We start from the raw sequence: 13,516 nt of genomic DNA, 5'->3' as shown, positions 1-13,516 counted from the left end.
CGGGCTTTACAGGGTCGGCCGCCACACCGTCGTCCGTTTCACCGGCGTGTCCTCCAACGTCCGCGGCACCGGCACGTCATACACCGCGACCAGCTCCAGATGCTCCTTCGGCAGATACGCCCGCCCCGGATCCCCGACCAGACACCCCGCGCCCCGCTTCGTCACCCGCCGCAGGAAGTCGAGGACCTGACCGGTCATCTCCCGGCTGTAGAACACGTCCCCGGCGAGGACCACGTCGGCGTCGCCGCCGTCACCCGGCAACACGTCCTCCAGCCGCGCGTCGACCGTCACGTCATTCGCGGCCGCGTTCACCGCCATCGCCGTCACCGCCAGAGGATCGATCTCCACCGCCGTCACGTGCGCCGCGCCCGCCTTCACCGCAGCGATCGCCACCAGCCCCGACCCCGCCGCCACATCCAGCACCCGCTTCCCAGCAACCAGACCCGGGTTGTCCAGAATGTACCGGGCGAGGGCCTGACCACCCGCCCACGCGAACGCCCAGAACGGCGGCGGCAGCTGCACCCCACCCGCGAACTTCTCCGTGTACTGCCACAGCTCGATCGCCTCATCCGCCAACCGCAACCGGACCTCCGGCACGAGCGGAACCGGGGCCAGGCTGGTATGCGCGAGAACGAATGCGGTGGACATCGGCTCGGACCCTATGTCACTCGTGCGTGCGACGCCCCGCCGGGGCCGACCTCGGTACCGTCACATCCATGGGGGTCGGACTCTGGGTCATCCTCGGCACGGCCGTCGTCGTGCTCGTCCTCATCACGCTCTACGTCGACTCGATGCGCCGCTGACTATCGTCGACCCGGTGACCGTCCCGCACATCCCAGACACCCAACGCCGCGCCCGCCTCTACTGGCGGCACGGGTTCACCGCCACCGACCCCGTCGCCGCCGCCACCGACCTCATCACGCTCCACGCCACCGACGCCGCGACCGTCCACCTCTCCGTCGCCGCCCGCATCCCCGACGCACCGCTGCTCGACAACGCCCTCTACGAGCAGCGGACCCTCCTACGGATGCTCGGCATGCGCCGCACCATGTACGTCGTCCCCACCCCCACCGCACCCGTCGTCCACGCCGCCGCGTCCCTCACCATCGCCGCCGAACAACGCCGGCTCCTCATCAAACACCTCGGCGGCGACGCCACCTTCCTCACCGAGGTCGAAACCGCCACCTACGACGCGCTCGTCGCCCGCGGCGGCGCCGCCACCGCCGCACAACTCGCCGCCGACGAACCCCGCCTCCGCACCGTCCTGCACTTCCCGCAAGGCAACCAGTACATCACCAGCCGCGTCCTGCTCCTCCTCGCCGCGCAGGGCCGCATCATCCGCGGCCGCCCCAGCGGCACCTGGACCAGCACCCAGTACACCTGGCACACCCACACCAACTGGACCCCGACCTACGACACCCTCGACCCCGCCACCGCCCGCACCGAACTCGCCCGGCAGTGGCTCGCCCGCTACGGCCCAGGCACCATCAACGACCTCAAATGGTGGACCGGCTGGACCATGACCCACACCCGCGCCGCCGTCGCCGCCCTCGACACCACCACCGTCACCCTCGACAACGGCGACACCGGCATCGTCCTCGCCGACGACACCGACCCCGTCCCCGAACCCGACCGGTGGGTCGCGCTCCTACCCGCCCTCGACCCCACCATGATGGGCTGGACCAGCCGCGACTTCTACCTCGGCCCCCACGCACCCGCCCTCTTCGACCGCACCGGCAACCCCGGCCCCACCATCTGGATCAACGGCCGCGTCGTCGGCGGCTGGGCCCAAACCCCCACCGGCCACATCGCCACCGAACTCCTCGAGTCAGTCGACGCCACCGGTGTACGCGAAACCGCCGACCGGCTCACCAACTGGATCGGCGACATCCGCGTCACACCCAAATTCCGCACACCACTCGAACGGCGCCTCACCGAAACTGTCGCACCCCGCGGATAACCTGACCCTCGTGTCCCGCATCAACGTCGTCGGCGCCAGACAGAACAACCTCCGCGACATCACCGTCGACATCCCCAAACACGCCATCACCGTCTTCACCGGCGTCTCCGGCTCCGGCAAAACCTCCCTCGTCTTCGACACCATCGCCGCCGAAGCCCAACGCCAGCTCAACGAAACCTTCACCGCCTTCGCCCGCACCCGCACCCCCCGATACGACCGACCCGACGTCGACGCCATCCACAACCTGTCACCCGCCGTCATCGTCGACCAGAAACGCCTCGGCGGCACCGCCCGCTCCACCGTCGGCACCGCCACCGACATCAACCCCACCCTCCGCCACCTCTACGCCACCCACGCCCACCCCCGACCCGCCAACGCCCGCAGCCTCTCCTTCAACGACCCCCACGGCATGTGCCCCACCTGCCACGGCCTCGGCTGCCCCACCTGCCACCACACCCGCCTCAACGACACCGCCCGCGCCAGCCGCATCAACGGCTACACCATCGCCGACCTCACCGCCATGGAAACCACCGAACTCGACGCCGTCCTCCGCCTCCTCACCGACGACACCAACACCCACCACATCACCGCCGTCCGCGACCGCCTCGACCACCTCATCGACATCGGCCTCGGCCACCTCACCCTCGACCGCCAGACCAGCACCCTCTCCGGCGGCGAGTCCCAACGCGTCAAACTCGTCCGCCACCTCGGCAGCAGCCTCGTCGACATGCTCTACATCCTCGACGAACCCAGCATCGGCCTCCACGCCCACGACATCACCCGCCTCCTCGAACTGCTCCGCAGACTCCGCGACAAAGGCAACACCGTCCTCGTCGTCGAACACGACCGCGACGTCATCGAAACCGCCGACCACATCATCGACCTCGGCCCCGAAGCCGGCACCCACGGCGGCCGCGTCGTCTACCAGGGCACCCTCGAAGCCCTCCCATACGCCCGCACCCTCACCGGCCGGCACCTCCGCCACCGGCTCGCCCTCAACACCAACCCCCGCACCCCCACCGGCACCCTCACCATCACCGACGCCCACACCAACAACCTCAAACACGTCACCGTCGACATCCCCACCGGCGTCCTCACCGCCATCACCGGCATCGCCGGCTCCGGCAAAAGCACCCTCATCACCAGCGACCTCCTCGCCCAACACCCAGCGGCCACCGTCATCGACCAGACCGCACCCGCCACGTCAACCCGGTCCACCCCCGCCACCTACACCCGCATCATGGACCCCCTCCGGACCCTGTTCGCCCACGCCACCGGCGCACCCGCCGCCCTCTTCAGCCCCAACTCCAAAGGCGCCTGCCCCACCTGCCACGGCACCGGCACCACCCACACCACCCTCGCCTTCCTCGAAACCCTCAAAACCACCTGCACCGACTGCCACGGACACCGGTTCCGCCCCGAAACCCTCCACCACCGGCTCCGCGGCAAAACCATCGCCGACGTCCTCGCCATGACCGTCGAACAAGCCACCGACTTCCTCACCGAACACACCATCCAACCCACCCTGCACGCACTCACCGACGTCGGCCTCGACTACCTCACCCTCGGCCAACCCCTCAACACCCTCTCCGGCGGCGAATGCCAACGCCTCAAACTCGCCACCCACCTCAACACCGCCAACACCACCTACGTCATGGACGAACCAACCACCGGCCTGCACATGTCCGACATCACCCACCTGCTCAACCTCATGGACCACCTCGTCGACCACGGCAACACCGTCATCGTCATCGAACACCACCTCGACGTCATCAAAAGCGCCGACTGGGTCATCGACCTCGGCCCCGACGCCGGCCACCGCGGCGGCATGGTCATCTTCGAAGGCACCCCCGAACAACTCACCCACGCCACCGGCTCCCACACCGCCGACGCCCTCCGCCGCGACCTCGCCGCCTCCTGACGCCACTGGCCGGTGCGGCGCGGCGCCCCAGCTGCTTCCGGCCGAGGCAGGGCGATCGACTGGCCCGAGCTGCTGACCCACGTCGAGCGTCGGCTCGGCATGTATGTCGGGCTGCCGACGTACGACCAGGCGTGCGCACTCATCACCGGTTCGCCCTCGCACCGGGCCCGGCTAGAGCCCTGACCACAAACGTTCACAGTGTTGATCGGAAGGTAGCCTCGTCGAGATGGCTGAGGACGACTTCACGATCAAGCTGACGCGGGACCAGGCGTTGGTGTTGTCCGACTGGCTCGACCGCATCATGGGTACCGCGGAATTCGACAGCCTGGTGAACCAGGACCGCGCGGTGTGGTCGCCGCTGCACCGGATCGCCGGGACGCTGGAGACCTCACTGGTGGAGGTCTTTGTGCCCGACTATCCGGCCCGTCTGGACGCCGCGCGGGAGCGGCTGTTGGACGGTCTTGGCGAGGTGGGCCGGCCGGTGGACGAGCTGTGATGGAGCAGTTGGGCTGACGCGTTCGTTGGCGGCGCAGGTCAGGCAGCTCGACTGGCTGGCTGGCCCCATCGACGTTTCCGTTCGGAACGGATGCGGGCGCGTTCGCGGCGTTGCGCGGCCAGGACGTCGGGGTGGCGGGCGTTGGCGTTGCGCCAGCGCAGGTAGCTCTGCAGCCGTCGGGCCAGCACGGTGTGGTTGGGATGGTCGGAGCCAGCGATGACGAAGGTGCGCAGCGGCCCGAACTGGGCCTCGATCGGGTTGGCCCAAGAGGCGTAGGTCGGGGTGAAACACAGCTCGACCCGGTTCCGGACAGCCCACGCCCGGATCTTCGGGCCTTTGTGCTCGGACAGGTTGTCCAGCACCACATAGATCGGGGCGCCGTCCGGACGCGCGGCCCGGATGCTCTTGAGCGCGGCTAGGGTGTTCTCCGCCGACTTCCGCCGTCGCACGACGCCCCAGAGTTGGTCGCCGCCGACGCTGTAACAGCCGTGGAACTGCCGCACTCCGTGCAGCTTGTAATAGTTCGCGGGCAGCCGATCCGGGTGACCAGACCGTTCCCGAGACACCTGGACCCGCCGGCTACCACGCTTGTGGGCGAGGTAGTCAGTGAGTTTGCGTACGCTCCAGCGGGTGAACGGCAGCCCGAGCGTTTCGGTCCGGATGATAGCCGTCGTGCATCCGACCACCGACGAAGAGCACCAGATCGCCGTCCGCCACCTCTGCCGGCGCCTGCGCGACTTCTCAACCTCGACCCGGCCGCGCCCAGCGTCACCAGCCCACCAGGACCACGAACACCCGGTCACTGATCCACCCGACGACCCGCTCCCCACCCACGCAGCACTGTGCCCGCCAGCAGATCCCCAGGAACCGCCGCACTACCACGCCCGGGCAGGACCCAGCCGCCAGGTTCCGTCGCAGCACCCGGACGACGGTGGTCGACAGCTGCGTCACCAGCACCGGTGCCCGAAGCCTGAACAGTGCCCGTGAACACCGCCGACGCCACGCTAGCGTGCGAGGCGGATGCTCAGCTGGGAACCCAGCTCCACGAACCCGAGCGCTCGTGCCACCCGGCGGGACGGCTCCGGACGGGCTCGCCACTGCGGCAGCAGACCCGCGTCCAGCGCCGCGGCGACCGCCGCGCCAGCCACCAGGCGCGCCAGGCCCCGGCCGCGCTCAGCTGGGGCCGTCAGCACACTCACGTGCGCGACAGCGCCCTCCCACACCCGGTAACCGGCGGCAGCGACGACGTCGTCGCCGGCGCGGACCACGTACGCCGGTGACGTGATCTCGTCCAGGCCCGCCTCGCCGGCGTCCGCGGCCGGCACCCGGCCCAGCAACCCGCGCACGCCCGCGTCACCTGCACCGACCGCCACCACCGCGCCGGACCCGGCACCGGCAGGGAGGAACCGGGCCGCGTCGCAGAACGCCAACGTCGCCGGGCCCAGCACCGCACCGACCGGCAGCCTGCCCGACACTGCCACCGGGTCGGTCATCGCCGGCACCGGCAGGCCACCCAACACACGCCGCACCAACTCCGCCGCGCCCTCATCAGGAGCGGTCGCGACCGCCGCACCGCCCAGCGCGACGACACCCACCCAGCCCGGCGGGCACAGCGACGACGCCGTGGACACCGCCACATCCAGCCCCGACGACGTGAACGTCACCGGCGCACCGGCCAAGGCGGCCCACACCCACCGGGCACGACCCAGCACCGCGTCATCAGTCACGCACGCAGGATCGCAACCCAGCGGACCGGACCGCCACCCGAATCACACCGAACCGGTCCACGACGCTGGTTGCCGGGGGCCGGCCGGCCCCCGGCAACCAGCAGCTCAGATCGCCGGACGGTAGAAGAACGTGCGACGGCCGCTGATCCGGCCGTCACGGAGATCGAACCAGTCCGCGAACGTCTCCACCAACGGCACACCAGCGTGCGACATGCCCTCGAAACGGCCCCAGCAGAACGCCTGGTCCGGCAGCTCCACACACCGCTGCACCGCATGCCGGCCCGACATCACGATGCACCGCCGCTCATAGAACTCCACGAACGCCGACACACCCTCGATCGGAGGGCACCCCGGCCGGTGGTACACCACATCATCGGTCACCAGATCCACCAGACCGGCCCAGTCCCGCCGGTCGATCACCGCCAGCAGCGACGGGACCAACCCAGACCGCACCGACGACGCTGTCAGCACTGCATCAATAGCCATACACCCATGGAAAAACGCCGGCCACCCACCGTCAACACGCCGCGACGCCTTCTTACAGCCGGAAACCCGACCGTAACCCGCATCAACCCATCCGCGACGCCACCGACGTCCCGAAGCGATCCGCCACCAAACGCTTCAAACCATGCGGAAACTCCGACTTCGCCGCCACATGCGCCGCCGTCAACCGCAACTGCGCCGCGGCGTCACCCTCCCACGCCGCCACACAATCCTCCGGCGCCACATTCGCCACCGCCAGAATCGCACCCGCCGCACCCAACATCCCCGCCGTCGACACCAACGCCGACGAACCCACATACACCGCCCCGTCCCACTCCGACAACAACCGCAGCAACCGCTCCGGATCCCCCGTCGAATCCTTCAACCCCGCCACCGGCAACGACGGCAACACCTCCAACGGCACCGCACCACCCGCCACCCCCGGGAAGTGATACGCCAGCACCGGCCGACGGTCCGCCGCCGCGACCACCCGCTCGAAGAACGCCCGCAGATCCCCAGCCCGCCGCGGCGGCGCCACCAGCACCGCATCCGCACCCACCGCCACCGACGCCGCCGTCAACTCCGCCGCCGGACCCGCCCACGCACCACTCGCACCCGCCACCACCGGCACCCCCGGACACGCCCGACGCACCGCCGACACCAACGCCACCCGCTCACCATCACTGAGCGCGTCCGCCTCACCCGTCGAACCAGCGACCAGCACAGCTCGTACACCCGCAGCCACCAACCGCTCCGCATGCGCCGCGGTGCCGGCGACATCCACCGAACCGTCCTCCGCGAACAGCGTCACCAACGCGACCGCGACACCCCGCCACAACACAACCGGCTCCTGAGTCATACCCAGAACCCTAAGCTGGATCCGGGTGCGCGGGCCGTCGGCGTGCCAGCGCACCCACCCGGACACGAAGAAGCGCCGCCGGTCAACACTGGCCGGCGGCGCACGTCTCAAGCGGGGCGGACACCCCGGCGACGGACGCGCTGCGCAGCCCACCGCATCGTGACCCGCTCGCGACCGCCGACCGCCTGCGCCACCCACTGCGCCTGCAACCGCACCGTCGTCGCGACCACGCCACCACGAACACCCGACATCGCCAACTCCTACCGTCGCACCAGGTCACCTACACCCGGCACCACGGCGCTCCCGACGCCGGCGTTCACGCCAGATTTCTTACACCGTCACGTCGACGTGCTCGACGCGGTTCACGTCCTTCGCCGGCTCCGTGTCCTCCACCGGCTGCACCGCCGTCCGCGACGCCGCGAACGCCATGATGAACGACCACGGCGGCATCCCACCGACGTTCGTCACCGCACCCGTCGGCGACAGGTGATACCCCGTCAACCCCGAGATCGCCGCACGATCACCCGGCGTCAGCTGACTCAACACCTGTTGCGACGCCGGCAACCCACCTTTAGGGGGCGGCGCGACCGGCTCGACCGCGGGTGTGTTCGTCGCCTTGACCGGCACAGCGGCGTGCGTGGCCGACGACAACTGTCGAATCTCCATGTGGTGCCTCCCGAAGCGTCCGTGCTCCACGCTTGATCCTCCTGTACATGACAGCATCACCGCAGGTGAACGGGCAGCCCGATGACCGCCGCGACAAGTCCGACCGATCGGACGACGCGACTCCCAACCGCCACTTCCGCCCCGCCCCCTGTCGGAGACAGGGGTTTGAAAGGCGTGCCGTCAGGCACGTCGCCTAAGGCGTCCTAGGATGCTAGGATTTGAGGGTGGAAGCGCTGGTGGCACCCGACGAGACGACGACGCTGCGCGTGCTGCGCGAAATCCGGCCGGACCTGGTCGAGCCCTACCTGCGGATGCTGCCGGCGGCGCGGGCCGGTGTGCTGCGACGGCTGTGGGGCGCCCTGTGGCGGGAAGGCATTGTCGACCCGCGGCAGCTGGGCTCGCCGCCGCGGCACCTGTACGACGCCGCGCCCGCCGAGGTGATCGCCGGCGGCGTCGCGTACACCCACCCCGCACGCCTCCTCGAGGCGCTGCGCCCGGCAGGCCACGCCGACCGGCTCGCCCGCGAGCTCGACAACAGCGTCGCCAACCTCGCCCTGGCCCTTGCCACCGCCCCGGCCCAGGGCGCGGCGCACGACCTCGTCTCGCTGGAGCAGTCCGTCGTCGACGGGCATCCGCTGCACCCGTGCTGCCGCACCAGGATCGGCATGAGCACCGCCGACGTGCTCGCGTACGCGCCGGAGCACCACCCGACCGTCCGGCTCCGCATCGTCGAGGTCGACCCCGCCAGGTGGCACACCAACGGCGTTCCCCGCCCGCCGCTGCTGCCCGTGCACCCATGGCAGCTCGACCGGGCGCTCGCCACCGGCCTCGTCCGCGACACCGGCCGCGACCTGCCCGCCGCACCCCTCATGTCGCTGCGGACCCTCGCCCCGCACGACACCCCCGGCGAGCACCTCAAGACCGCGGTCGAGGTCCAGATGACCAGCGCCGTGCGGACCCTGTCCGCGGCCGCCGTCCACAATGGGCCCCTGGCATCCGACCTCGTCGCCGCCCTCGCCGCCCGGACCACCGGCCTGCGGGTGCTGCGCGAGACCACCACCGCGACCGTCCTCGACGACCACGGCGACCCGCAGCGCACGCTCGGCGCCGTCTGGCGTCAGGCCCCACCGCCCGACGCGTTCGTCGTGCCCCTCGCCGTCCTGCCGCACCGCCCCGACCTGCTCACCCCCACCTTCTTCGGCCACCTGGTCCGGCTGATGCTGCCACCGCTCTTCGCCCTGCTCCGCGACGGCGTCGCCCTCGAGGCACACGGCCAGAACACCCTCGTCGAGCTCCGCGACGGCCGCCCCACCACCATCTGGTACCGCGACCTCGGCGGTCTCCACGTCCACCGGCCCCGCCTCGACCGCGCCGGGCTCCCCATGCCCCCACTCATCGGCGCCCTGCCCACCGACGACGAGGACGAGCTGCGCACCAAGCTCTTCGCCGCCGCCCTGTCCACCGTCCTCACCGAGCTCGTCCACGCCCTCGGCGCCGAACACGCCACCGCCGCCTGGGACACCGTCGCCGCGACCCTGCGCGCCACCGTCACCGACCCCGACGACCGCAAGGCCTGCTTCGCCGACACCTGGCCCCTGAAAGCGACCACCGCGATGCGCCTCGCCGACGACCCCCTGCACGACCTGTGGTGCCACATCCCCAACCCGCTGCGCTGACCCCGGCCCGCCGCGTCCGACGATCGGGGTCGAAATGCACTTGATCATGGGAGGGTGGGGCGCTACCGTCCCGCTGCGTGCGGACGAAGACTCTGGTGGTGGTATTGGTGCTGGCCGTTGCCGGCGCGGTGTTCCTGTGGTGGCGGGAGACGGGTGGTGAGGGCGGGCTCGGGTGCTACACGGCGCCTGTCGCCGCGGGGATCCTGCCTGACACGGGAGCGGTGCGGGCGGTCGGTTGTGACGAGCCGCACGACTACGAGGCGATCGCGATCCTGACCGAGGCCGGCGCCGAGGAGCGCTGCCGGGAGGAGGCTGAGTCGTTCCTCGGTGGGCCGTGGGAGCAGTCGCGCACCATCTACGGGCTCCTGCGCGACAAAGACCCTGTGCGCGGGCGGCTGCTGTGCGCGGTCGCGGAGACCGCCGGCACCGGCGGGCGTCCCGTCGGCAGCACCCGCAGCATGAAGGACGGCATGCGGGGCGACCGGCGGCTGGCCATCACGTGCCTCGTCACCGACACAGGCGGGGACGACGAGGAGGAGCAGGAGTACCTGTTCGGCGAGTGCACGCAGAGCCACGCCGCGGAGTTCGTCGGCACCGTCGCCCCCGGTGACGACACCGACGCGGACTGCCGGGAGGTCGCCGCCGCGTACCTCGGTCTGCCCGACCTCCGGCAGCGCGCCGACCTTCGGGTCGCCTGGCTCTCCCGGGAGAACGAGCTGTGCCTGGTCACCGAGGTGCCCGATCCGGCCGGGCGGCACGACACGCTCCGCGGCAGCGTGCAAGGGCTCGGCGGCGGGCCGTTGCCGCGGTGATCAGCGCCAGTCGGGGTGCTGGCCGGTGTCGACGAGTTTCCAGTCGCCGTTGTCGTACAGGACGTTGTCGTAGTAGAAGACCGTCGGGGGGAGCAGGTCCTGCGCGGTGAAGGCCTCGCGGGCCGCGGCGTGCAGGGCGGCCGGCGGGACCTGCCACAGCGACGACGCGAGGGCGGCGACGTAGGACAGGGCGTGGTGGCCCATGAAGCTGTCGTACGTCAGGCTGAACACCTCGTCCGCGGCCATCGGCACGTCGCGGGGGATGACGTTCGTCGGCGGCAGCGGGTCGGTCAGGCCGAGGCGGGCGCGGTGGGCGGCGTCGACGTAGATGGCGCAGTCGCGGTACAGGATGCGGGTCTCGTCGCCGGCGGCGTCGAACGCGAACAGCGTGTTCTGGCCGTGGGTCTCCAGGGGGCAGCCGGTCGTGCGGGCCACCTCCGACCACAGCCGGACCATCGGCGCCACGATCCGGGACGCGACGTAGGTCAGCGGGTCCTCGCCGGAGCGGACGACGAGCTGCTCCAGCAGGGTCGGGTCCGACGGGTGGTGCAGGTCTCGGCCGTACAGCGCGAACAGCGGCACCGTCCACGCCGGGGCGGGTGCGAGCGGGCGGGCCGCCCGAAGCAGATAGCCCCAGGCGTCGTCGCCGGTGCCGAACCAGCCGCCGGCGACCTCCGGCAGGACCGGGGTGCCGGCGGCGACGAGGTGGTCGGACACCCACAGCTGCAGCTCGATGATCGGGCGGCGCAGCCGGCGGGTGAAGCGGGACAGGCGGCGCGGGTAGTGCAGCTTCACGAAGTGCGGCTCGACCGGGCGGCCGTCGACGGCGGTGACGAAGACGGTGCGGGCGTTCGCGGACGGGACCGCGGTCAGCGACGGGCCGCGCGGCGACGCGAGCAGCTCGGCGCGGCCCACCAGGTCGGGGGCGCCCAGGGCGTCCGGATGGACCGGCAGCAGGCCCTCGTACAGCAGCGGCAGCGACGACTCGACGAGCCCGGACGCCGCGGTCCGCAGCGACGGGACCTGGAACGTCGGGAGCTGGAAGGACTCCGCGCCAAGCTGGGGGTGGTGGACGTCGGAGATGTCGAGGTCGCCGGCGTAGGGGCTGTAGGTCCGGGTCCCGACGCCGAGATACCGTTCCGCGTACTGCCACAGGGCGATCGGGTCGCGGGAGTCGAGCTGCATCGCCGGCCAGCCTACCGGTGCGTGAACTGGAGTCGAAGCGTGGTTCCCCCCAACGTGGCCGCCGCCATACGCGGCGCCGGGCGTCCCGTCTGCGCCTACGTCTACGACCGGGAGCGGCTGCGGGCCAACGTGGCCGCGCTCCGCGACGCGCTGCCCGCGGGGACCCGGATCGCGTACGCGATGAAGGCCAACGGCAACGAGGACGTCGTCGCGGCGTTGCGGGGGCACGTCGACGCTTTCGAGGTCGCCTCCGGCGGTGAGCTGCGCGCGGCGGCCGGACTGCCGGCGATCTTCAGCGGACCCGCGAAGACCGACGCCGACCTGCGCGCCGCGGTGGAGGCGGGCGCGACCGTGAACGTCGAGAGTCTCCACGAGTTGCGGCGGCTGCAGGTGTACGGCGGTGCGAAGGTGTGCCTGCGGGTCAACCGGACGCACCCGGCGCTGCCGGGCACCCACGCGATGGCGGGCGTCCCGACGGCGTTCGGCATCGACGAGGCGCTCCTGCCGGAAGCGTTCTCGATCGCCCGGAATGTCCAGGGCTTCCATCTGCACGCGGTGTCCAACAACCTGGACGCCGCCGCGCACGCCGCGTTCATCCGCGAGGCGGTCGCCTGGGCGGGCGCCACGGCGCAGCGGTGGGGCGTGACCGCGCCCGTCATCAACGTCGGTGGCGGATTCGGCGTCGACATCGCCGGAGACGGCCGGTTCGACCTGGCGGTGTTCCAGCGGGCGCTCGCCGGGCTGCGGCTGCCCGACGGGGCGACCCTCGTCGTGGAGCCCGGCAGGTTCGTCGCGGCGACCGCAGGCTGGTACGCCACCGAGGTCGTCGACGTGAAACGCACCCACGGCCAGTGGTTCGTCGTCGTCCGCGGCGGCACCCACCACTTCCGGCTGCCGGCGTCGTGGGGGTACAGCCACCCGTTCACGGTGCTGCCCGTCGACGCGTGGCCCTACCCGTTCGAACGGCCCGGCGTGCGGGACGCGACGGTCACGGTCGCCGGGGAGCAGTGCAACCCGCGCGACGTCCTCGCCCGGGACGCGGCGGTCGCGTCGGTGCGGGCCGGCGACGTCCTCGTCTTCGCCGGCACCGGCGCCTACGGGTGGGAGGTGGCGCACCACGACTTCCTGCGCCACGCCCACCCGCAGTTCATCACCGTGTGACGCGCGGCGCGAACTGGGACCGGACCGCGCGCAGCGCCTGCCGGCGGGCGTCGCCCTTGAGCGTGTCGACGTACAGGACGCCGTCGAGGTGGCCGGTCTCGTGCTGCAGCGCCCGGGCGAGCAGGCCGCTGCCGGACACGGTGACCGGCTCGCCGTGCTCGTCGAACCCTTCGACGGTGGCGTGCATCGCCCGCGGGGTCGGGAACCACAGCCCCGGGATCGACAGGCAGCCCTCCTCGCCGTCCTGGGCCCCGTCCAGCGCCGTGATCGTCGGGTTGACGAGGTAGCCGACCTGCTTGTTCGCCGCGTACGAGAACACCCGCAGCCCCACCCCGATCTGCGGCGCGGCGACCCCGGCACGGCCCGGTTCACCGGTCACCGTGTCGAGCAGATCACGCACGAGCGCACGCAGCTCGGCATCGAACGAGGTCACGGTCTCGCAGGGGGTGCGGAGCACGGGATCGCCCAGCACGCGGATCGGTCGGATCGTCACGCGTCACAGGCTACTTCGGGGCGGCGTGAACGATCGTTGACGAGGGCCTAAACTGTGCCGACTTCCCACCCCCGGAG

Annotated in this window: 14 protein-coding genes and 1 pseudogene; 7 read left to right on the top strand and 8 right to left on the bottom strand. The window is 71.3% G+C overall.

Annotation, left to right across the window (positions count from 1 at the left end; all coding sequences use genetic code 11):
• Positions 1-6 precede the first annotated feature (6 nt).
• Entirely contained in the window at positions 7-648 is a 642-nt protein-coding gene (locus ABZ321_RS09715; protein ID WP_354890609.1) for a 50S ribosomal protein L11 methyltransferase, read from the bottom strand.
• Positions 649-674: 26 nt separating this feature from the next.
• On the opposite strand from ABZ321_RS09715, the gene ABZ321_RS09710 reads away from it, so the two are divergent.
• The 4 genes from ABZ321_RS09710 (at position 675) to ABZ321_RS09695 (ending at position 4,377) form a co-directional block, all read left to right on the top strand.
• The gene (locus ABZ321_RS09710; RefSeq protein ID WP_344504842.1) at positions 675-803 is read left to right on the top strand and encodes a hypothetical protein; all 129 of its coding nucleotides are present in this window, start codon (positions 675-677) and stop codon (positions 801-803) included.
• A gap of 14 nt (positions 804-817) precedes the next feature.
• Entirely contained in the window at positions 818-1,960 is a 1,143-nt protein-coding gene (locus ABZ321_RS09705) for a winged helix DNA-binding domain-containing protein (protein ID WP_354890607.1), read from the top strand.
• A 10-nt stretch (positions 1,961-1,970) separates the two neighbouring features.
• Positions 1,971-3,881 (top strand): ATP-binding cassette domain-containing protein, encoded by a 1,911-nt coding sequence (locus tag ABZ321_RS09700; protein WP_354890605.1) that lies wholly within the window; start codon positions 1,971-1,973, stop codon positions 3,879-3,881.
• 226 nt (positions 3,882-4,107) lie between these two features.
• The gene (locus ABZ321_RS09695; protein ID WP_354890603.1) at positions 4,108-4,377 is read left to right on the top strand and encodes a hypothetical protein; all 270 of its coding nucleotides are present in this window, start codon (positions 4,108-4,110) and stop codon (positions 4,375-4,377) included.
• Positions 4,378-4,415: 38 nt separating this feature from the next.
• On the opposite strand, the pseudogene ABZ321_RS09690 reads toward ABZ321_RS09695, so the two are convergent.
• The 5 genes and pseudogenes from ABZ321_RS09690 to ABZ321_RS09670 all read right to left on the bottom strand — a co-directional run.
• Positions 4,416-5,027, bottom strand: a pseudogene (locus tag ABZ321_RS09690) (transposase); the annotation flags it as partial.
• 354 nt (positions 5,028-5,381) lie between these two features.
• Positions 5,382-6,104, bottom strand: a complete 723-nt coding sequence (locus ABZ321_RS09685; RefSeq protein WP_354890601.1) for a GNAT family N-acetyltransferase — start codon at positions 6,102-6,104, stop codon at positions 5,382-5,384.
• A 105-nt stretch (positions 6,105-6,209) separates the two neighbouring features.
• Entirely contained in the window at positions 6,210-6,557 is a 348-nt protein-coding gene (locus tag ABZ321_RS09680) for a nuclear transport factor 2 family protein (RefSeq protein ID WP_354890599.1), read from the bottom strand.
• 115 nt (positions 6,558-6,672) lie between these two features.
• The gene (locus ABZ321_RS09675; RefSeq protein ID WP_344504835.1) at positions 6,673-7,446 is read right to left on the bottom strand and encodes a dihydrodipicolinate synthase family protein; all 774 of its coding nucleotides are present in this window, start codon (positions 7,444-7,446) and stop codon (positions 6,673-6,675) included.
• Positions 7,447-7,776: 330 nt separating this feature from the next.
• A complete protein-coding gene (locus ABZ321_RS09670) occupies positions 7,777-8,112 on the bottom strand; it encodes a hypothetical protein (RefSeq protein WP_344504834.1) in 336 nt (111 codons plus the stop codon).
• Positions 8,113-8,336: 224 nt separating this feature from the next.
• Here ABZ321_RS09670 and ABZ321_RS09665 point away from each other — a divergent pair, with 224 nt between their 5' ends.
• Entirely contained in the window at positions 8,337-9,788 is a 1,452-nt protein-coding gene (locus ABZ321_RS09665; protein ID WP_354890597.1) for an IucA/IucC family protein, read from the top strand.
• Between the two features lie 77 nt (positions 9,789-9,865).
• Positions 9,866-10,600, top strand: a complete 735-nt coding sequence (locus ABZ321_RS09660) for a septum formation family protein (protein ID WP_354890595.1) — start codon at positions 9,866-9,868, stop codon at positions 10,598-10,600.
• Here ABZ321_RS09660 and ABZ321_RS09655 read toward each other — a convergent pair whose 3' ends face one another.
• Positions 10,601-11,785 carry an IucA/IucC family C-terminal-domain containing protein gene (locus tag ABZ321_RS09655; RefSeq protein WP_354890593.1) on the bottom strand — a complete coding sequence of 395 codons (1,185 nt, stop codon included), beginning with the start codon at positions 11,783-11,785 and terminating at the stop codon, positions 10,601-10,603.
• Between the two features lie 39 nt (positions 11,786-11,824).
• On the opposite strand from ABZ321_RS09655, the gene ABZ321_RS09650 reads away from it, so the two are divergent.
• Positions 11,825-12,946, top strand: coding sequence for a type III PLP-dependent enzyme (locus tag ABZ321_RS09650; RefSeq protein WP_354890591.1), 1,122 nt, complete (start codon positions 11,825-11,827; stop codon positions 12,944-12,946).
• Here the strand turns inward: ABZ321_RS09650 and ABZ321_RS09645 are convergent.
• A complete protein-coding gene (locus ABZ321_RS09645) occupies positions 12,936-13,439 on the bottom strand; it encodes a peptide deformylase (protein WP_354890589.1) in 504 nt (167 codons plus the stop codon). The two genes, ABZ321_RS09650 and ABZ321_RS09645, sit on opposite strands and share 11 nt — an antisense overlap.
• Between the last annotated feature and the right edge of the window lie 77 nt (positions 13,440-13,516).

The sequence above is a fragment of the Dactylosporangium sp. NPDC006015 genome (genome assembly GCF_040614215.1).
In the GTDB taxonomy this organism is placed as follows: Bacteria; Actinomycetota; Actinomycetes; order Mycobacteriales; family Micromonosporaceae; genus Dactylosporangium; species Dactylosporangium maewongense.
This window is presented reverse-complemented; position numbering and strand designations above follow the sequence as displayed.